The 18568-nt window shown below is 69.5% G+C and carries 17 protein-coding genes and 1 pseudogene; 7 read left to right on the top strand and 11 right to left on the bottom strand.

Annotated features, from left to right (window positions below; genetic code table 11):
• Position 1 precedes the first annotated feature (1 nt).
• Complete coding sequence (locus HQ314_RS00385; protein WP_222648901.1) at positions 2-877, bottom strand: LLM class F420-dependent oxidoreductase; 876 nt, start codon at positions 875-877, stop codon at positions 2-4.
• Between the two features lie 90 nt (positions 878-967).
• Between HQ314_RS00385 and HQ314_RS00380 the strand changes: the two genes are divergently transcribed.
• Both HQ314_RS00380 and HQ314_RS00375 read left to right on the top strand, forming a co-directional pair.
• On the top strand, positions 968-1918 hold the full coding sequence (locus tag HQ314_RS00380) for an NADP-dependent oxidoreductase (RefSeq protein WP_222648900.1): 951 nt from the start codon (positions 968-970) through the stop codon (positions 1916-1918).
• Positions 1919-1996: 78 nt separating this feature from the next.
• Positions 1997-3335 (top strand): annotated as a pseudogene (locus HQ314_RS00375) (NAD(P)/FAD-dependent oxidoreductase); the annotation flags it as partial.
• Between the two features lie 169 nt (positions 3336-3504).
• Here HQ314_RS00375 and HQ314_RS00370 read toward each other — a convergent pair.
• The 8 genes from HQ314_RS00370 to HQ314_RS00335 form a co-directional block, all read right to left on the bottom strand.
• The gene (locus tag HQ314_RS00370) at positions 3505-4284 is read right to left on the bottom strand and encodes an urease accessory protein UreD (protein WP_308119165.1); all 780 of its coding nucleotides are present in this window, start codon (positions 4282-4284) and stop codon (positions 3505-3507) included.
• A 1-nt stretch (position 4285) separates the two neighbouring features.
• A complete protein-coding gene (ureG, locus tag HQ314_RS00365) occupies positions 4286-4966 on the bottom strand; it encodes an urease accessory protein UreG (RefSeq protein ID WP_027505415.1) in 681 nt (226 codons plus the stop codon).
• A gap of 26 nt (positions 4967-4992) precedes the next feature.
• Positions 4993-5655 carry an urease accessory protein UreF gene (locus HQ314_RS00360; protein ID WP_222648898.1) on the bottom strand — a complete coding sequence of 221 codons (663 nt, stop codon included), beginning with the start codon at positions 5653-5655 and terminating at the stop codon, positions 4993-4995.
• On the bottom strand, positions 5655-7376 hold the full coding sequence (locus tag HQ314_RS00355; protein ID WP_027505417.1) for an urease subunit alpha: 1722 nt from the start codon (positions 7374-7376) through the stop codon (positions 5655-5657). The genes HQ314_RS00360 and HQ314_RS00355 overlap by 1 nt, the downstream gene beginning before the upstream one ends.
• The gene (locus tag HQ314_RS00350) at positions 7376-7708 is read right to left on the bottom strand and encodes an urease subunit beta (RefSeq protein WP_222648896.1); all 333 of its coding nucleotides are present in this window, start codon (positions 7706-7708) and stop codon (positions 7376-7378) included. The genes HQ314_RS00355 and HQ314_RS00350 overlap by 1 nt, the downstream gene beginning before the upstream one ends.
• A 10-nt stretch (positions 7709-7718) precedes the next feature.
• Positions 7719-8021: an urease subunit gamma gene (locus HQ314_RS00345; protein WP_027505419.1), complete on the bottom strand. Its 303-nt coding sequence runs from the start codon at positions 8019-8021 to the stop codon at positions 7719-7721.
• An 81-nt stretch (positions 8022-8102) separates the two neighbouring features.
• Positions 8103-8540: a PaaI family thioesterase gene (locus HQ314_RS00340; RefSeq protein ID WP_222648894.1), complete on the bottom strand. Its 438-nt coding sequence runs from the start codon at positions 8538-8540 to the stop codon at positions 8103-8105.
• A 159-nt stretch (positions 8541-8699) separates the two neighbouring features.
• Positions 8700-9413 (bottom strand): hypothetical protein, encoded by a 714-nt coding sequence (locus HQ314_RS00335; RefSeq protein ID WP_156380490.1) that lies wholly within the window; start codon positions 9411-9413, stop codon positions 8700-8702.
• Between the two features lie 172 nt (positions 9414-9585).
• Here HQ314_RS00335 and HQ314_RS00330 point away from each other — a divergent pair, with 172 nt between their 5' ends.
• The 3 genes from HQ314_RS00330 (at position 9586) to HQ314_RS00320 (ending at position 13069) form a co-directional block, all read left to right on the top strand.
• Positions 9586-11121 carry an iron ABC transporter permease gene (locus HQ314_RS00330; RefSeq protein WP_222648892.1) on the top strand — a complete coding sequence of 512 codons (1536 nt, stop codon included), beginning with the start codon at positions 9586-9588 and terminating at the stop codon, positions 11119-11121.
• Between the two features lie 65 nt (positions 11122-11186).
• Complete coding sequence (locus HQ314_RS00325) at positions 11187-12215, top strand: iron chelate uptake ABC transporter family permease subunit (RefSeq protein WP_081821226.1); 1029 nt, start codon at positions 11187-11189, stop codon at positions 12213-12215.
• On the top strand, positions 12212-13069 hold the full coding sequence (locus HQ314_RS00320) for an ABC transporter ATP-binding protein (protein ID WP_056444458.1): 858 nt from the start codon (positions 12212-12214) through the stop codon (positions 13067-13069). The genes HQ314_RS00325 and HQ314_RS00320 overlap by 4 nt, the downstream gene beginning before the upstream one ends.
• 3 nt (positions 13070-13072) lie before the next feature.
• Here the strand turns inward: HQ314_RS00320 and HQ314_RS00315 are convergent, their stop codons facing one another.
• Positions 13073-15676 (bottom strand): bifunctional lysylphosphatidylglycerol flippase/synthetase MprF, encoded by a 2604-nt coding sequence (locus HQ314_RS00315; protein WP_374197805.1) that lies wholly within the window; start codon positions 15674-15676, stop codon positions 13073-13075.
• Positions 15673-16971: an esterase family protein gene (locus HQ314_RS00310; RefSeq protein ID WP_027505426.1), complete on the bottom strand. Its 1299-nt coding sequence runs from the start codon at positions 16969-16971 to the stop codon at positions 15673-15675. The genes HQ314_RS00315 and HQ314_RS00310 overlap by 4 nt, the downstream gene beginning before the upstream one ends.
• Before the next feature lie 130 nt (positions 16972-17101).
• Here HQ314_RS00310 and HQ314_RS00305 point away from each other — a divergent pair, with 130 nt between their 5' ends.
• Complete coding sequence (locus tag HQ314_RS00305; protein WP_222648890.1) at positions 17102-17491, top strand: BlaI/MecI/CopY family transcriptional regulator; 390 nt, start codon at positions 17102-17104, stop codon at positions 17489-17491.
• A gap of 42 nt (positions 17492-17533) precedes the next feature.
• Positions 17534-18487 (top strand): M56 family metallopeptidase, encoded by a 954-nt coding sequence (locus HQ314_RS00300; protein ID WP_027505428.1) that lies wholly within the window; start codon positions 17534-17536, stop codon positions 18485-18487.
• Positions 18488-18568 lie beyond the last annotated feature (81 nt).

Here is an 18568-nt window from a genome sequence, read left to right as displayed (position 1 = left end):
GTCAGTTCTCCAATCCTGCGAGTGTGTCGACCACGGCTGCGGTGGCGGACCGGGTCCAGGTCACCGGCTCCTGTCCCTGCGGGCTCACGCACACGGTGTCGACTCCGAGCGCGGCGAACCCTTCCATCTCCCGGAGGAATCCGGCCTCGTCGGCCACCGGGTCGAGCGAGGTGATGATGGTCTTCTCGATCTCCGCGTAGTCGCGGTTCTCGCGCTCGCAGTGACCGCGCAGCACGTCGAGCTTGTGTGCCACGGTCTCCTGGTCGGGGGCGAAGAGGTTGCACAGCGAGGCGTACCGCGCGACGAACGCGAGTGTCTTCTTCTCCCCCGACCCGCCGACCATGATGGGCGGACCCGGACTCTGCAGCGGCCTCGGCTCGCAGAGTGTCTCGGCCAGCGAGTAGTGCGTGCCCTCGAAGGGTCCGTCGTCGTCGCTCCACATCTGTCTGCAGATGCGCAACGTCTCCTCGAGACGCTCGAACCGCTCGGCCGTCGACGGGAACGGCACACCGAGGCCGCGGTGCTCGCGCTCGTACCAGGCCGCACCGATGCCGAGCATCGCTCGACCGCCGGAGAGCACGTCCAGGGTCGTGACCGTCTTCGCCAGGAGCCCCGGATGCCGATAGGTCACGCCCGTGACGAGCAGGCCCAGGCGGATGCTCTCGGTCCGGCCCGCGAGGAAGCCCAGCGAGGTGTAGCCCTCGAGCATGGGGTCCTGCGCGGTCGCCAGATTCTCCATCTGGAACCAGTGGTCCATGAGCGTGAACAGCGTGCACCCGCCGTCCTCCGCAGCGCGCGCGGAGTCGGAGAGCAGTCCCGCCGTGGCCGCGGAGCCACCCGGAAGGGTGAAGTAGGGATAGTGGACTGCCAACTGCACGATGGTTCTCCTCGATGGTCGGATCAGCACTCCGCCGACGCGGTGCACTCCCGGGGAACATTCGGAGCACCGGGCACCGTTGGTCCTCGTATGACTGGTTCGAGAACGACACGCACCGTGGTCGCCACGGCCTTCGGTGGACCCGACGTCCTGGCGATCCGCGACGAGGTGGTCGGCGAACCGGGTCCCGGCCAGGTCGTCGTGGACATTCGCGCCGCCGGCGTCAATCCGTTCGATCACAAGCTCTACAGCGGCGCGTTCGGGACGGACGAGAGCACACTCCCGCTGCACCTGGGCAGCGAGGCGTCGGGCGTGGTGTCCGCGGTGGGGCGCGATGCCGTCGGACCGGCGGGTCCCGTCCGTGTCGGCGACGAGGTCATCGTTCTGGCAGACGGCGCCTACGCCGATCGCCTTCTCGTCGATGCCGACGCGGTGCTGCCGAAACCGCGGGCGCTGGGCTGGGAGGAAGCGGCCGGGTACTCCCTCACTGCGGCCACCGCCTACGACATGGCGGAGCTCGCGAGCGTAGAGGAGGGCGACTGCGTCCTGATCCACGGAGCATCCGGCGCCGTCGGCTCGCAGGCGGTCCAGCTCGCCATGCACCGCGGAGCACAGGTGATCGGCACCGCGAATCCCCGCAACCTCGACGCGGTGCGCGCCCTCGGCGCCGTCGCAGTCGCGTACGGCGACGATCTGCTCGACCGGGTACGCACCGCGGCGCCCGACGGCGTGGATGCCGCGCTGGACACGGCCGGCACCGACGAGGCGATCGACGTGTCCCTGGCGGTGGTGCAGGACCGGACACGCATCGTGACCATCACTGCCTTCGGTCGGGCAGCCGACGAGGGTTTCCGGTCCGCGGGCGGCGGGAACAACGAGAGCGCCGCACGGCGCAAGGAGGCGCGTCTACCTCTGCTCGAGTTGGCCGGATCGGTGATCACCGTGACGGTGGCCGGGACGTTTTCCCTCGCGGAGGCGGCCACCGCCCACCGCGAACTGCAGACGCACCACCCGCGCGGCAAGTACGTCCTCGTCCCCTGACGACGGCCTCGCGGAGACGCGCGGGGGTGGGGAGACTACCGTTGAGCTCAGAACGCATAGACATCTAGGAGCGGATACATGAGCGTCGAGACGAACGAGAAGAAGCGCCACCGCGTCGTCGTCATCGGGTCCGGCTTTGGTGGCCTCTTCGGCACACAGGCCCTCAAGCGAGCCGATGTGGACGTCACGCTCATCGCGCGGACCACCCACCACCTGTTCCAGCCACTGCTCTACCAGGTGGCCACGGGCATCCTCTCGGTCGGCGAGATCGCCCCCGCGACCCGCGTCATCCTGCGCAAGCAGAAGAACGCCGAGGTTCTGATGGGTGACGTCGAGACCATCGACCTGACGAACAAGACCGTCACCTCGCGGCTGCTCGAGCGCGAGACCGTGACGCCGTTCGACAGCCTCATCGTGGCTGCGGGCGCCCAGCAGTCCTACTTCGGCAACGACCACTTCGCCGAGTTCGCACCTGGCATGAAGACGATCGACGACGCCCTGGAACTGCGCGGACGCATCCTCGGCGCGTTCGAGCAGGCCGAGTTGTCCACCGATCCGGCCGAGCGCGAGCGCCTGATGACGTTCGTCGTGGTCGGCGCAGGCCCCACCGGCGTCGAGCTCGCGGGGCAGATCTCCGAGCTCGCGACGCGCACGCTCGACGGAGCCTTCCGCAACATCGACGCCAAGGACGCGAAGGTGGTGCTGCTCGACGCGGCGCCCGCCGTGCTCCCCCCGATGGGCAAGAAGCTGGGCGAGAAGGCCGCGAAGCGCCTCACCAAGCTCGGTGTCGACATCCAGCTCAACGCGATGGTCACCGGCGTCGACAACGACGGTCTCACCGTCAAGGACAAGGACGGCACCGAACGCCGCATCGAGGCGCAGTGCAAGGTCTGGTCCGCCGGCGTGCAGGCCAGCCCGCTGGGCAAGCAGCTCGCCGACCAGTCCGACGGCACCGAGGTCGACCGCGCGGGCCGTGTCGTGGTGGAGCCGGATCTGACCGTCAAGGGACACCCCAACGTGTTCGTGGTCGGCGACATGATGTCGGTCAAGGACGTCCCGGGTATGGCGCAGGGCGCGATCCAGGGCGCCAAGTACGCGGTGAAGCAGATCAAGGCCTCACTCGACGGACAGAACTCGTCCGAGCGCAAGCCGTTCTCGTACTTCGACAAGGGGTCGATGGCCACCGTGTCGCGATTCAGCGCCGTGTGCAAGGTCGGCAAGCTGGAGTTCGGCGGATTCATTGCCTGGGTCGCATGGCTCGGACTCCACCTCTTCTACCAGGTGGGATACCGGAACCGTCTGACGACGGTGATCTCCTGGTTCGTCACCTTCCTGGGCAAGGGTCGGGCGCAGATGGCGTCCACCGAACAGCAGGTGTTCGCGCGCCTCGCGATCGAGCAACTCCACACGCTCGAGCAGGAGAACCGCGTCGACGGCGTGGCGATCCCCACCCGCACGGTCGAGGCGACCTCGAAGGCGGCGGACCGCGAGTCCGGTGCCACGGCCGACGCAGCGGAACAGAGCAAGCAGCTCGACAGCACGGAGAAGCGGGCCGCCTCCGGTGCCTCACCCACACCGGCGGAGCGTCAGGGCGAGGAGCCCTCCGCGAACGACGGAGCGGCGGAGACCGCGGAGGCCAAGCGCGCAGGCTGATCTCCCCGCGCCGAGAGCGCAGCGACCGACCGGGTGACCGGGAGCCGATGGCCGAGCCAGGTGGACAGTGTTCCGCCTCCGGCCATCGGCATCGTCGTCTCCAGACCGGCCACGGCGTCTCCGGAGGGACTGTCCGCCAAGCACTCCGGCCAGGTCAACGTACTGATCGACGCGGTCGGCGCGAAGAGCGCGTCGTGCCCTGCGGCGCCCCTGCCCAGGTCGAGTCGGTGGCGGAGCACCGGACCGGCCACGCCGTCGACTCGAAAGAGACCCGACCACCGGCCGTCCAGTTCCCCGGTGCGGCCGATCTGGATTCGTTCGCGCACGGCGGCGCGTACCCGGTCGCCGAGATGCAGCGACACCGACGATCGGTGGTCCGCCGACCCGGCGACGATGGTGGGTTCCGGGTCCACGATCACCTCGGCGCCGTCCTCGACTTCCACGGTCCACGACGCGTGTGACACGTCGGTCGAGCGCCCGGGCAACGCCACCGAGGCGGCGACACTGCACACGTGCAGCCGCGCCCCCGCCTCGACCACGATCCGGACGTCGATGGTGTCCCCACCCAGCGGGGTCGCGGCCGAGCCGACGAGGTGGACGCGGTCGACACCGGTCCGGCGCACGGCGAGCCCACCCACCGCCTCGATGCGCGGTGACCTGCTCCGCGACGCGACGACGAGCACCGTCGAGCGCAGGGCGCCGTGCGTCGTCACGTCAGGCGGCGACGGCAGCGAGCTGCTCGCGCACCCAGGTGAGCACCACCGTCGCGGCAGGATCCTCCGTGAGCGAGATCAGAGCGGTGGGACGACCCTCACGCACCCGCACCGCGTCGTTCTCCATGACCGTGAGGTCGGCACCCACCATGGGGGCGAGATCGGTCTTGTTGATCACGAGCAGATCCGAGAACGTCACGCCGGGACCGCCCTTGCGCGGCACCTTGTCACCGCCGGCGACGTCCACGACGAAGATCTGCACGTCGATCAGCCCGGACGAGAAGGTCGCGGTGAGGTTGTCGCCGCCCGACTCGACGAGGATCAGATCGAGTGGCGGATTGGCGTCGACCAGGTCGTCGATGGCGTCCAGGTTCGCCGTGATGTCGTCACGGATCGCCGTGTGCGGGCAGCCGCCGGTCTGCACGGCCGTGATGCGCTCGTCCGGCAGAACTGCGTGACGGCGCAGGAAGTCGGCATCCTCCGTCGTGTAGATGTCGTTGGTCAGCACGGCCAGCGACAGTTCTTCGCGCAGCTGGCGGCACAGCGCCGCCACCAGTGCGGTCTTGCCGGATCCGACGGGACCGCCGATACCCACGCGCAGCGCTTCTCCGGGTGTGCGGACGCGCTTGGGCCGGTCCAGGGCGTGGGAGTGGGGCTCGCCGTCGATGAGATGCGGAGGCATGGGTGTTCTCTCTTTCTGTGGGGTGATCAGGAGACGAAGAGGGGGCGTTCGCGCCGGACGTGACGTTCGCCGAGGTGGTCCAGCAGCGGATCCGATTCGTCGGACAGAGCCGGGAGCGCGCGCGCGACCGAGGCCGCGATCCGGTCGCACTCGGCCGCGAGCGCCACGGTGCACCCCGCCACGGCGCCCGGGTCCAACGCGAGAAGTCGCTGGGCGGCGATGGCGGCGCCCGTCATGGCCGTGTAGATCTGCACGGACGCCGTCTCGTACGGTCCCGCGCCGGTGACGGCACCGACGACTCCCGCCACGACGGGCAGGTGCGGGCGCCGTCCGACCGTCGTCCAGTCGTGGTCCGGCCATACCGTCTCGGCGAGGCGACGCAACCCCCTCCCCTGGGCGCGGGACGCGGCGCGAGCCGCAGGAGACGGCGTGCGGGCGTCGGTCTCGCGATCGGCGGCGTCCGCGGGCAGGACACCGGCGGCCACAGCGGCAGCGATCGACGCCGCCACGGCGCCGCTGATGCGCATACGCCGCAGTAGATACGCCTCGAGCGTCGGCAGGTCCCGGACGAGTCCCTCGGCGATCGCCTCCTCGACTCCCCCCGAGTGCACGTGCCCACCGATCGGGAGCCGTGAGTCGGCGAGGGTGAGCAACGTGGCGAGGCCGACACCGGAATGCGGAATCGTCATCAGAACAGGAAGTACCGCTGCGCCATCGGCAGCTCCGTCGCCGGCTGCTCGGTCCAGACGTCGCCGTCGATGCGGACGGTGAAGGTGTCCGGATCGACCTCGATGCGGGGAACCGCGTCGTTGTTCACCATCTGTGCCTTCCCGATGCCGCGGACGTTCCCGACCGGAACGAGTCGACGCGCGACGTCGAGGCGATCGGCCAGCCCGTCGTCGAGCGCCTGGGGCGCGACGAAGTGCACGGACGTGGCGGCCGCCGCCTTGGGTGCCGCTCCGAACATCGGTCGCGGCAGTTCCGGCTGCGGTGTCGGAATCGAGGCGTTGGCGTCGCCCATGGTGGCCCACGCGATCATGCCGCCCTTGATCACCAGATGCGGCCGGACACCGAAGAACGCCGGCTCCCACAGCACGAGGTCGGCCAACTTGCCGGGCTCGACGGATCCGACCTCGCCGTCGAGTCCGTGCGCCACGGCCGGGCAGATCGTGTACTTCGCGACGTACCGCATCGCGCGGTTGTTGTCCGCACGGTAGTCACCGGCGAGGAAGCCACGACGCTTCTTCATCACGTGGGCCGTCTGCCACGTCCGCATGACCACCTCACCGATGCGTCCCATGGCCTGCGAGTCGCTGCCGATCATCGAGATGGCACCCATGTCGTGCAACAGATCCTCGGCCGCGATGGTCGAGGGGCGGATGCGGCTCTCGGCGAAGGCGAGGTCCTCGGGAATGGACGGGCTGAGGTGGTGACAGACCATCAGCATGTCGAGATGCTCGTCGAGAGTGTTGACCGTGTGCGGCCGAGTCGGGTTGGTCGAACTCGGGAGCACGTGGGGCTGCGAGGCGACCGTGATGATGTCCGGCGCGTGCCCGCCGCCCGCACCCTCCGTGTGGTACGAGTGGATGCCGCGACCGGCGATCGCGCCGAGGGTGTCCTCGACGAAGCCCGCCTCGTTCAGCGTGTCCGAGTGGAGCGCCGCCTGCACACCGGCCTCGTCGCAGACCCGCAGGCACGCGTCGATGGCGGCCGGGGTCGAGCCCCAGTCCTCGTGCAGCTTGAATCCCGATGCGCCGGAACGTAATTGCTCCCACATCGCGTCGGGTGAGACGGTGTTGCCCTTGCCCAGCAGCGCCACGTTCAGCGGCCACCCGTCCATGGCCTCGAGCATCCGCGCCAGATGCCAGGCACCCGGGGTCACGGTCGTCGCCTTCGTGCCCTCGGCGGGGCCGGTGCCACCGGCGATGATGGTGGTGATGCCACCGCCGAGCGCCTCCTCCATGAGCTGGGGGGCGATGAGGTGCACGTGGCAGTCGATGGCGCCGGCGGTCAGGATCTTGCCGTTGCCGGCGATGATCTCGGTGGACGGCCCGATGACGAGACCGGGATGCACTCCCGGCATGGTGTCCGGGTTCCCGGCCTTGCCCAGCGCCACGATCCGTCCGTCACGCAGTCCGACGTCGGCCTTGATCACGCCCCAGTGGTCGAGCACCACGACACCGGTGATGACGGTGTCGGGCGCACCGTCGGCCCGCGTGGCCCGCGATTGTCCCATCGACTCGCGGATCACCTTGCCGCCGCCGAACACGGCCTCGTCGCCGGCGAGACCCGGCCCACCGCTGCGGTCCTCGGTGATCTCGATCAGCAGATCGGTGTCTGCCAGGCGGATCCGGTCACCCGTGGTGGGTCCGTACAGCTCCGCGTAGCGCGAACGATCGAGGTACGCCATCAGTGACCGTCCCGGGATGTCGTGTCGTCCAGTGCGCCGGGCGGGGTGAGCGAGATGCCGTGAACCTCGCGGAGACCGCCGATGTCGACGAGCACGACCTCCTGAGCGATACCCGGTTCGAACCGCACCGCGGTGCCCGCCGGGATGTCGAGGCGCTTCCCGTGCGCGGCGACGCGATCGAACGTCAGCGCGGCGTTGGCCTGCGGGAGATGGACGTGACTTCCCACCTGCACCGGCCGATCGCCGTCGTTCACGACGTCGAGAGTGAGCGACGCACGACCGGCGTTGAGCTCGATCGACCCGTCCTCGGTGATGATCTCTCCGGGAATCACGCGTACTCCTTCACGAGATCGGGTCATGAACGGTGATGAGCTTGGTGCCGTCCGGGAACGTGGCCTCCACCTGCACCTCGTGCAGCATCTCCGGGATGCCGTCCATCACGTCGGCGCGGGTCAGCACCTCACGGCCCGACGACATCAGTTCCGCCACGGACCGCCCGTCGCGTGCGCCCTCGAGCAGGTGGTCGGTGATCAGCGCGATCGCCTCCGGATGGTTCAACCGGAGTCCGCGCTGCTGCCGGCGACGCGCCAGTTCCGCGGCGTAGCTGAGCAGCAACCTCTCCTGCTCGTGCGGAGACAATCTCATGGGGGACACTTCCCTTCGCGGCGAACGACGGCGACAGGCAATGCTGGCACGACCTCGGCCGTCGCGCTCGCCGGACGCGCGTCAGGACGCGCCGATCCGCCCCGTGTCCTCGATGTTCTGCAGTCGGACCTGGCCGCGGGCGATGAGACGGTCCGCGGCATCGGTGATGGTGACGGTCCAGATCTGCTGGGTCCGCCCGCGGTGCACGGGCAGTGCCTCGGCGGAGAGCACGCCCTCGCGGGCGGCGCGGATGAAATCGGTGGTGTTGTTGACTCCGACGACGTGGCCGCGATCCCCCAACCACAGGGCGCCCGCCGTGCTCGCCAGCGACTCGACGACGGCGCAGTGCACGCCGCCGTGCACGATCCCGAACGGCTGCAGGAGTTCCGGGCGCACGGTCCACTCCGCGGTGGCCCGATCGGGTCCCAGTTCGCGGAACTGCAGACCCAGCACCTTCCCGAAACCGCTGTCCAACTGCTCTCGAAGTTCGTCCGACACCGACGGTGACACATCGTTCATGGCGTTCAGTGAATCACGTGGACGGACACGAAGCGGCGGGCCTCGCAGTGTGTCGCGAGGCCCGCCGGGGCACGGACGCCGACGTCGCTGCAGCCCTCAGGACGTCGGCACGATCCGAAGTTCGTGTCGCTCGGACTATACAGGATAGCCTTGCCTAAGTCACGCAGGTCGCCGTAACCGAACGCGCCACCCCGCGTCGACGAACGCATCGAGGAGCATCTGCCCCCTGCGCCAGCCGCCGTCACGAGACACGCCACCCAGCAACGGAACTCGTGCCGAGGCGCCGAGGACCGACTCGCCCACGATGCGGCTCATCTGCGTGGCGTCCAGAGGACCGAGCGCGGACAACCCTGCCGCGGCGACCTCGAGCGAGCGAGCAGCGCGATGCGCGGTCCAGGCCGCGAGCGCCTCGTCGCACGGCATGACCACCGTTCCCGCGGTCGCGCCCGAGCCGGACACCGAGCGCAGCGCCGTGTCCCGCACGCCCGCCCAGTCGATGCCCACGTCGCTGTCGAGATGGATCCAGAGATTCTCGGGGCCGGGATCCCACACCCGTCCGCATCCGACGAACGCCGCGGCCGACCGTCCCACGACAGCGTGCACGAGTGCGGCCGCCACCTGGTCCACCGCACGACGCGGGTCCGGATGGTCGAGCGACGACCGGCGCAGCAGGGCCTCGAAGCGGCCCGACTCGAGCCCGGTGGCGAACGACCACCAGCGACGCTTGCTCTGCTCGGCCATGTCCGCGACGGCGTACACGCGGGGGGCCTCCGGATCGAGGTGTCGCAGAGCGGTCATGGTGTGCCGGAAGGCGGTGGACACCGCGGCTCGACGATCGTGCGGTGAGACGACGGTGTCGATCGTGACTGTCATCGGATGGAACTCCTCGTCTGCAGGTGCCCGGACGGTGACACGCACCGACCGGTCGAGGCGACCGGTCGATTCATAAGGTAAGCCTAACCAATACATCGAAGACAACCGGGTGTGGTTCGCATCACCGCGAGACCGCGCCGCCACACGACTGCTTAGGCTTGCGTAACCTTCCATGAGAGACACCACCACACCGATCGAGGAGGACCGCGTGACCGACACCGCGTCCGGACCTCTCGCATCTCACCCCGGCCCGAACGACCTCCCCGAGCCCGGCACCACGGTTCGTCCCGATCGCGACTACTCGATCGCCGACGCGGATCGGCGGGCGCCCGGCCGGGTGACCGTCGCGGCAGCCTCGGCGGTCGACGTCGGTGTCGTCCTGCTCCCCCTCGTGCTCGGCCTCGTCGTCGTCCGATCGCTCGCCGACGACAACGGCGGCGGCCAGGTCGACCGCGCGGTCTTCGGCGTCATCGCGGTGCTCGCGGCCGCGGGTGTGCTGGTGTGGAACCGGGGGTTCCGGGACGGTCGCGCCGGACAGAGCGTCGGAAAGTCCGTGTTCGCCCTCGTGCTGCGGGACGCCGAGACCGGTGACGCGGTGGGCGTCCGACCTGCTCTGACGCTGCGTCGGAAGCCCGGTGTCGAGACGGTCCGGCTCACCGTCGCGGTCGCGGAGGACTTCGAACCGGTCGCTCCGGACACCTCCTCGGCAGCGACCCGTCGACGCCGAACCTCCGGACTGATCATCCTCGTCGCCGCCATCGTGCTCGTCGCGCTCATGAGCGTGGCCGTCGGTGCGCGGCCGCTCACCTTCGCCGAGATCTTCCATGCGCTGTTCTCCGCCACCGGGACCGACACCGACGTGATCGTCCGGTCGCTACGCCTCCCCCGCACGATCCTCGGACTCGTCGTGGGCATCGCACTCGGCGTCGCCGGCGCCCTGATCCAGGGCCACACCCGCAATCCGCTCGCCGATGCCGGGTTGCTCGGCCTCAACGCCGGTGCCGCCTTCTTCGTCGTCATGGCGATCTACCTCTTCGGCATCACGTCCCCCGGTGGCTACCTCTGGTTCGCCTTCGCCGGCGCTGCCGCGGCCAGCATCGTCGTGTTCGGTACCGCGTCTCTGGGCGGGGCGAGGGCCAACCCGCTGTCGTTGGCCCTCGCGGGAGCCGCGATCGCGTTCTTCCTGCAGGCCATGACCAACGCGGTGGTGCTGCTCGATCAGACCACCCTCGACAGCTACCGGTTCTGGGTCGTCGGCTCCGTCTCGGGACGCGGGCCGGACATCTTCTGGACCGTGCTCCCGTTCATCGTCATCGGGCTGATCATCGCCGTCGCGGGCACGCCCGCCCTCAACACGATCAGCCTCGGTGACGACGTCGCCCGCTCACTGGGCACCAACATCACCCTCACGCGCGTCGTCGGCATCGTGGCCATCACACTTCTGACCGGCGCGGCGACCGCTGCGTGTGGGCCCGTGGCCTTCGTCGGACTGGTGGTGCCCCACATCGCGCGTGCCATCACCGGCCCGGACTATCGCTGGCTGCTCCCGTTCGCCGGCGCGCTGGGCGGTGTCCTGCTCGTGCTCGCCGACGTCATCGGTCGCGTCGTCGTGCGGCCCGGTGAACTGCAGGTCGGCATCGTGCTCGCGCTGATCGGCGCGCCGTTCTTCATCGCCCTGGTACGCCGTCGGACGTTGGTGTCGCTGTGACCGCCCACCCGACCGTCCGTTCCGCGGCCACCGCGCCGTCGGTGGCGGGTCGCCCGGCCTTCCGCATGGGACCGCTGTCGACGGTGCGTCGCCCCGCCAGGGTGCTCGTCACCCTCGCCCTCGCGATCGTGCTGTTCCTCGTGTTCTGTCTGAACGTCGGGCGCGGCGACTACCCGCTGTCGATCCCGGACGTCGTGAACGTGTTGGTGGGCGGCGGCTCGCGGATCGAGCGTTTCGTCGTCATGGACCTCCGCCTGCCGCGTGCCCTCACGGGCGCGCTCGTAGGAGCTGCGCTCGCCGTCTCCGGCGCGTTGATGCAGTCGATCACCCGCAACTCACTCGCGAGCCCGGACATTCTCGGCATCACGTCCGGCGCGAGCGTCGCCGCCATCTCGCTGATCGTCCTGAGCGGCACCAGTACGGCCGTGGGCCTGTTCGCCACGCTCGGCGTGACCCTCGCCGCTCTCGTCGGCGGGCTGCTCACCGCAGCGCTGGTGTACCTGTTGTCGTGGCGGGGCGGAGTGCAGGGCATGCGGCTGGTGCTCGTGGGCATCGCGATCAACGCCATGATGGTCGCGCTGATCGGCTGGATGTTGGTCAATGCCGACATCACCGACGTCACCCGCGCCCAGCTGTGGCTCACCGGGACGCTGTCCGGCGCCACGTGGTCGCAGGTGTGGCCCGTCACCGCCGCCGTGGTCGTTCTCGGAGCGGGCTCGGTGATCATGTCGTTCCGACTGTCCGCCATGCGGCTCGGGCCGGACACCGCCCGCTCGCTGGGCGTGGACGTGCAGCGGTCTCAGGCCGTCCTGCTCGTCATCTCGGTCGCGATGGCCGCCATCGCCACGAGCGTCGCCGGCCCGATCGGATTCGTGGCCCTCGCCGCGCCGCAGATCGCCCTGCGGCTGACCCGGTGCGCCGAGCCTCCGCTGATCGCCTCGGCCCTCACCGGCGCCGTCACCGTGGTGGGGTCCGACCTGGTGGCGCGCACGATTCTGCCGGTCGAGCTCCCCGTCGGCATCGTCACGTCCGTCCTGGGCGGACCCTTCCTCCTCTATCTGCTGGTCCGAGTCAACCGAAAGGCGACAGTATGAGCGTGCACGCGCATCCGGAGATCACCGGAGCCACACCTCCGCACCGTCTCGCCGCGGAGAACATCTCGGTCGGCTACGGCGACCGCATCATCATCGAGGGGCTCGACCTCGAGATCCACACCGGCGTCGTCACGACGGTCATCGGACCCAACGGCTGCGGCAAGTCGACTCTGCTGCGCGCCCTCGGCCGCCTGCTGTCCCCGCGCCAGGGCCAGGTGACGCTGGACGGCAAGGCGATCGGCCACATGAAGACCCGCGACGTCGCGCGCACTCTCGGGGTGCTCCCGCAGTCGCCGATCGCCCCGGAGGGGCTGACGGTGGCGGACCTGGTGGCACGAGGCCGCCATCCCCACCAGTCCTGGATCCGGCAGTGGTCCCGCGACGACGAGTCCGAGGTGGCGCGTGCGCTGAAGCTCACCGGTATCGAGGATCTCGCCGAACGTCCCGTCGACCAGCTCTCGGGAGGACAGCGCCAGCGTGCCTGGATCTCCATGGCACTGGCGCAGGGCACCGACGTCCTGCTCCTCGACGAGCCGACCACCTACCTCGATCTCGCGCACTCCATCGAGGTCCTCGACCTGGTGGATCGGATGCACGACGAGATGGGCCGGACCGTGGTGATGGTGCTGCACGACCTCAACCTGGCCGTCCGCTACAGCGACCGTCTCGTGGTCATGCACGAGGGAGCGATCGTCGCCAGCGGTACGCCGTCCGAGGTCATCTCCGAGAAGATGCTCTTCGACGTCTTCGGCCTGTCCGCGGCCGTCATCGACGACCCGGTCTCCGATCGTCCGCTGATCGTGCCCATCGGCACCCGCCACGTCCGGGCGGGCGCCGGCATCCGACCGGCCTGACGGTCAGCGGTCGATCATCGTCTTCACGAGCCGGACACTCTGACCGAAGGACACGTCCGGCAGGTAGGCCCGTCCGATGGCGTTGCCGATGCTCGGTAGCGCAGCCGGATCGGGGAACGTCATGTACATCGGCTCGTACACCGGCTGGAACTTCGACTTGAACGCCAGCAACGACCGGAAGCCGTAGACCGGTTCGAGCGTGCGGCCCACGACGTCGAGCAGACGCTCGAGCATCCCCGAGAGTGTCGACGTCTGCGCCGTGTCCTCGGTCGGATCGCCCACCTTGGCCAGCGGCGCTCCCGACAGACTGAGGAACTGCGCGCCCTCCTCCTGCAGGGACAGTGCGGCGGACGCGATGAGGAATTCCATCGCGGGCCGGAAGCCCTCGGACCGACGGCGCATGAAGTCCAGGGTCCAGCCCACGACGACGCCGTCGCGGTACACCGGCATCCACGAGGTGATGCCGTGCACGGTGCGCTGCTCGTCCACAGCGATGAGGCACCGGACCTGCGGATCGTCCACCTCGTCCAGGCCGCCGAGCGTGAAGCCCATCTCGGGCATGCCCTTGTCGGCGACCCATTCCTCGGAGATCGCGGTGATCTGGTCCGTGATCGCCAGCGGCGCCGTCGGGAACGAGATCCACTCGGCCTCGACACCGGCCTTCTTCGCCCGGTTCACCGCGGTGCGGACGTCCTGGAACTTCTTGCCCGTGAAGGCGAGATCCGCGAGCGGGAGCACGGTCTCCTCCCCCACCTGGATGCTCTCCCAACCCAGAGCGCCGGTGATCGCCGCGACGTCCGGCGTCACCGAGTAGAAGCAGGGCGACCATCCGTTCGCGGCGGCGTACTCGGAGAAGCCGACGATGGCCGCCTCCCGGTCCGCGGGCGGACCCACCGGATCGCCGGTGGTGAGGGCGATGCCCGAGATCACCCGGAACGCGACATAACTGTGACCGTCGGGCGAGAACCAGTACCGGTTGCCGCGCCACGTCGTCATCCAGGACAGGGCGCTGCCGCTGCTGCTCGTCAGCACCGCCCGGGCGCGCTCGGTGGCGTCGGTCTCCACGCCGTACGCCGGTCTCACGAACGACCCCGCGGTCGCGACGACCAGCACCGCCCAGAACACGATGCCGGTCCATTCGTAGAGCACGGTGGCGAGCCAGCTCGTCGGCAGGAAGGGCGGGTCGAACCACTGCAGCAGAACCGGGGGCACGAGCCGCTGCGGGAAGTCGCCGAGCAGCGTCAGCACTCCCGGGCTGCCGTCGAAGCCGGACCGGATCAGCGCGCCGACGGCGACGTAGAGAACGGCGAGAACCGCGCCGGCCCCGACCACGGTGGCCCACAGTCGCGTGTACGTACCGGCAGGCGCGGACACGTCGAAGTTCGTTCGCGTGACCACCAGCAGTGCCATGACCGCCAGGGGGACGACGAACGGGACGGCGGTGCGGTAGAGCGTCGGATCTGCGACGCCGTAGAACAGCGTGTCGCCGTTGTCCAGATCGGCGAAGCGGATCAGGTAGTTGGCGAGCGCCAGGGCCAGGAGCACGACCTGCGAGACCATCGCACCGATCCAGGCGAACCGACGCCCGCGGCGCAGTCCGTCGCTGAGGACCAGCAGATAGACCGAGGGCATGACGCTGGCCAGCACCGGTCCCACTCCGCCGAGTCGGAGATCGAGCAGCCCGCGTCGGCAGTCGGTGGACCCCGGATCTGCACCACAGACCAGGTTCACCTCGTCGAGCGTCCACTCCTGGCTGCGGAACAGTTCGCGCAGGACGGCGAACGGGCCCACCGCATTGGGCGAGAAGGCAGCGATCATCGGGCCGATCGCGGACGCCGCGACGATGAGGGCCACCAGCACCCGACCCTCGCGGCGGGTACCGGCGAGATGGGTGGCGCGAGAGGATCGTCCGACGATCAACGGACCCGCCACTGCGCCGACCACGACCGAGCCGAGCGCGGTGATGTCGGCGAGATGGCCACCGAACAGGGCCATCACGACGGTCAGCGCCACGAGGCCCACCCGCACCCGCCGACGCCAGAGCGTTCCCATGTTCGCGCTGGCCACCATCAGCGTGCCGAGAATCCAGGCCGTGGGGCCCGAGGTGACGCCGAGATGAAGCTGGAAGCCCCACCCCTCGTCGAGCAACTGCCCGAGAGCGGCCAGCGCGAGACCCAGCAGCGAGCCGCCCACCTGGGTCACCAGGACGGCGACCGCGAAGCGCCGAGTACCCATCCGGTGCTCGATCGGCGCTGCCACGACCAGGAACAACGCGGTGGCGACGACGAAGGCGGCCACCCCCACGGCGAAGAGCCCCGACGTGACGGGGGTCCAGAGCCGCAGGTTCTCGATCGGAACGATGCCCAGCGCGGTGTGGTGGTCGAGGAAGCTGCGATAGCTGCGTGTGGTGAGGGAGAGCACGATCAGCCCCACCCACATGACGGCCAGCAGTGCGAGGCTGACCGGAGCCCCCTTGGCGCCGTAGGCGATCGTGGACCACAACCGTGCGCCCTGGCGACCGGTTCGTCCCCACCACGCGGCGATGTCGGTCCGCGCACGGGCGACCGGACCCTGCGCGGGAGATCCTGCGGCGGACGGATCGGTCACGACGTCAACCCCAGCCGGGTGCAGAGCCAGTCCAGCTCCAGCTTCAGGCCCGCAGACCACGTCTCGTAACTGTGTCCACCCGGGACCTCGGCATAACGCACGTCCATTCCGGCTTTCTGTGCGGCGGCGAGCAGCTGCTTCGCCGAGTTCTGGTAATCGGGATCACTGGCGCCGACGACGAAGGCGCCGGCGCTGGTGGGGTACTGGCGTGTGGCCATGAGGTTCATCGGGTTCACGGCCTCGAATGCGGCCTCGCTTCCGCCGAACGCCGCGTCCAGCGTGCGCTGCTTGTCCCCCAACGTCGGTTCGAGCTGCCCCGAGAGAACCAGGAAGGTCGGGTACAGCTGCGGGTAGTTGGTGGTCATCTGCATGGCGCAGGTACCGCCGTAGGAGAGCCCGCCGATCGCCCAGTGCGCCGGATCGGTGTCCACCTGCAGGGTCGCGTTCACCCACGCCGGCACGTCCTTCGCCAGATAGGACGCCACGTTGCCGAGCGGAGAGTCGACGCAGAGCGGATTGGCGATGGTGGACCCGGTCGCGTCCGCCACCACCACGACGGGTGCGAGACCTGCGTGATCGGCGGCGTAGGCGTCCATCGTCTGGACCAACCGGCCGCCGGTGAGCCAGTCGTCGGGCGCTCCGGGTTGGCCGGCGAGCAGCACGAGGACGGGCAGCAGCGGCCGGCGTGCGGTGAAGTACGCGGGCGGCAGGTAGACCTTCGCGTTCCGAGCGGAGAAACCCGACTCCGTGCCCGGGATCGGCGTGTCCAGGATGCGACCACCGGTCGGCATGTCGGCGGGGGCGGTCCACACGCTCGCGAGAGGTGTACCGGTGATCGGGTCGGCGGTGCGGCCGGTGACGTCGTCGACGTCCACCTCCTGCACGGACGAGATTCCCAGGGCGGTACCAACGGTGGGGTAGGCGTCGAAGACCAGGTTGACCTGCAGCGCGGACGTCGCGACCACGGCCACCGTCGCGATCACGGTCACCACGCGGGTCCACCACCGTGTCGCGGCCAGCATCCGCGGCACGAGGAGGAACAGACCCAGGACTCCGAGACCGACCCAGACGTAGACCGACGTCTCGACGGGATCGGGGAAGACCCGCCAGATCTTCTCGATGCCGAACCACGCCGCCACCGTGAGGACGGCCGCCACCGCGACGGCCACCGGGACGGCGCGGGTGAGGTGCCGCCGACGCCGCGCGAGCACGAGCCAGACGAGCCCGAGCACTCCGACGACCGTGACGACGATCGGGACCGGTCCACTGACCAACGACGTGTCGACGAATGCCACGGCGCAACAGTAGCCGCGCAGTAGTTCTCGACGCGTGTTTCCGCGCCGGTGGACGCGCGCCGACGTGCGACGACCCGCTGCTACACCGTGTAGTACGCATTTGCGTCGGAGTGGCCGTATCATCTGACGAATGGCAGGCCTGGGCGATCTCGAACGAGCAGTGATGGAACATTTGTGGTCGAGTTCGGAGCCGCAGACCGTCCGTCAGGTCCACGAGGCACTGGCGTCGAAGCGTGAGCTCGCATACACGACGGTCATGACGGTCCTGCAGCGTCTGGCCAAGAAGAAGCTCGTCACCCAGCAGCGGGACGACCGCGCGCATCGGTACGCTCCGGTACATGGGCGCGAAGAGCTTGTCGCCAGCCTCATGGTCGACGCCCTCCAGCAGGCCGACCGCTCCGGCGGACGCGCTGCTGCCCTGGTCCACTTCGTGGGTCGGGTCGGCGCCGACGAGGCCGCCGCACTCCGGGAGGCCCTCGCGGCACTGGAGACGCAGGCCGACGGTTCCTCCAACGCCTGACCTCTCGACCCTCGACGCTCCCTCCCACACGACGGTGAGGACATGAACGCACCGACAGCACTGGTCTTCGCGGTACTCGCGTTGATCCTGACGGGACCGGTTCCCGCGATGCTGTCCCGTGCGACATGGCCGCACCGGACACCGCGCGCCGCCCTGGTGCTGTGGCAGGCGATCGCACTCGCCGCGGTGCTCTCGGCCTTCAGTTCCGGTCTCGCGATCGCGAGCCAGCTGCTCGTCCCCGGACCGGACGGCCGGCCCACCACGGCGCCGACGGCCGAGATCGACGCCCTCGGCCTCCCGCTGTGGATCCTCTACGTGACGGTGCTCGCGATCACCCTCGTCATCGGTGCGCGGCTCGTCTGGGCCACGTCCCTGGTGGCGATCAAGACCCGACGACGGCGTGCGCGACACCGCACGCTGGTCGACATCCTCGATCGCAGTGCGGGCGAGACCAGTGCCCACGGAACCGACGTGCGGGTCCTCGAGAGCCTCGACCCCATCGCCTACTGCCTGCCCGGACTGCGGCAACGCGTCGTGGTCAGCGAGGGCACGTTGTCCAACCTGGACGACGACGAGCTGGCCGCCATCCTGACCCACGAACGCTCCCACCTGCGCGCGCGGCACGATCTCGTTCTCGAGGCGTTCATGGCCGTCAACCAGGCGTTCCCGCACGTCGTGCGCAGCCGGTCCGCGCTGGGGTCGGTGCAGCTGCTGGTCGAGCTGCTCGCGGACGATTCCGCGGTGCGCGTCACGGGCCCTCGTCCCCTCGCCCGCGCTCTCGTGGCCTGCTCCGGATCGTCGGCGCCGCGGGGAGCGCTGGCCGCGGGTGGGCCGAGCACGCTGGTGCGGGTGCGCCGGTTGGCCACTCCCGGTTCCACCCCGGGTGTCGCCACTCTCGCCTATCTCGCGTCGGCGGCCATTCTCGTGGTGCCGACCATCTACGTCGCCGTGCCGTGGTTGACCGAGCTGACGCGCCTCGCACGACACGGTTCGTGACTACTGGCTCACACGAGTCGGCATCGACACCACTCGTCGCGTAGTGTTACCCGTGGTTCATCAGAACCATCCGTTAGTCGA

Origin of the sequence: Rhodococcus sp. BP-332 (genome assembly GCF_019836065.1) — a bacterium.
Taxonomy (GTDB): Bacteria; Actinomycetota; Actinomycetes; order Mycobacteriales; family Mycobacteriaceae; genus Rhodococcoides.
This window is presented reverse-complemented; position numbering and strand designations above follow the sequence as displayed.

What these genes read in the sequence shown, in the direction of transcription:
- HQ314_RS00340 (WP_222648894.1), bottom strand. Translation starts at nt 8,540, where the DNA reads ATGAACGATGTGTCACCGTCGGTGTCGGACGAACTTCGAGAGCAGTTG.
- HQ314_RS00380 (WP_222648900.1), top strand. Translation starts at nt 968, where the DNA reads ATGACTGGTTCGAGAACGACACGCACCGTGGTCGCCACGGCCTTCGGT.
- HQ314_RS00360 (WP_222648898.1), bottom strand. Translation starts at nt 5,655, where the DNA reads ATGACGATTCCGCATTCCGGTGTCGGCCTCGCCACGTTGCTCACCCTC.
- HQ314_RS00300 (WP_027505428.1), top strand. Translation starts at nt 17,534, where the DNA reads ATGAACGCACCGACAGCACTGGTCTTCGCGGTACTCGCGTTGATCCTG.
- HQ314_RS00345 (WP_027505419.1), bottom strand. Translation starts at nt 8,021, where the DNA reads ATGAGATTGTCTCCGCACGAGCAGGAGAGGTTGCTGCTCAGCTACGCC.
- HQ314_RS00320 (WP_056444458.1), top strand. Translation starts at nt 12,212, where the DNA reads ATGAGCGTGCACGCGCATCCGGAGATCACCGGAGCCACACCTCCGCAC.
- ureG (WP_027505415.1), bottom strand. Translation starts at nt 4,966, where the DNA reads ATGCCTCCGCATCTCATCGACGGCGAGCCCCACTCCCACGCCCTGGAC.
- HQ314_RS00335 (WP_156380490.1), bottom strand. Translation starts at nt 9,413, where the DNA reads ATGACAGTCACGATCGACACCGTCGTCTCACCGCACGATCGTCGAGCC.
- HQ314_RS00325 (WP_081821226.1), top strand. Translation starts at nt 11,187, where the DNA reads ATGGGACCGCTGTCGACGGTGCGTCGCCCCGCCAGGGTGCTCGTCACC.
- HQ314_RS00330 (WP_222648892.1), top strand. Translation starts at nt 9,586, where the DNA reads ATGAGAGACACCACCACACCGATCGAGGAGGACCGCGTGACCGACACC.
- HQ314_RS00305 (WP_222648890.1), top strand. Translation starts at nt 17,102, where the DNA reads ATGGCAGGCCTGGGCGATCTCGAACGAGCAGTGATGGAACATTTGTGG.
- HQ314_RS00355 (WP_027505417.1), bottom strand. Translation starts at nt 7,376, where the DNA reads ATGGCGTACCTCGATCGTTCGCGCTACGCGGAGCTGTACGGACCCACC.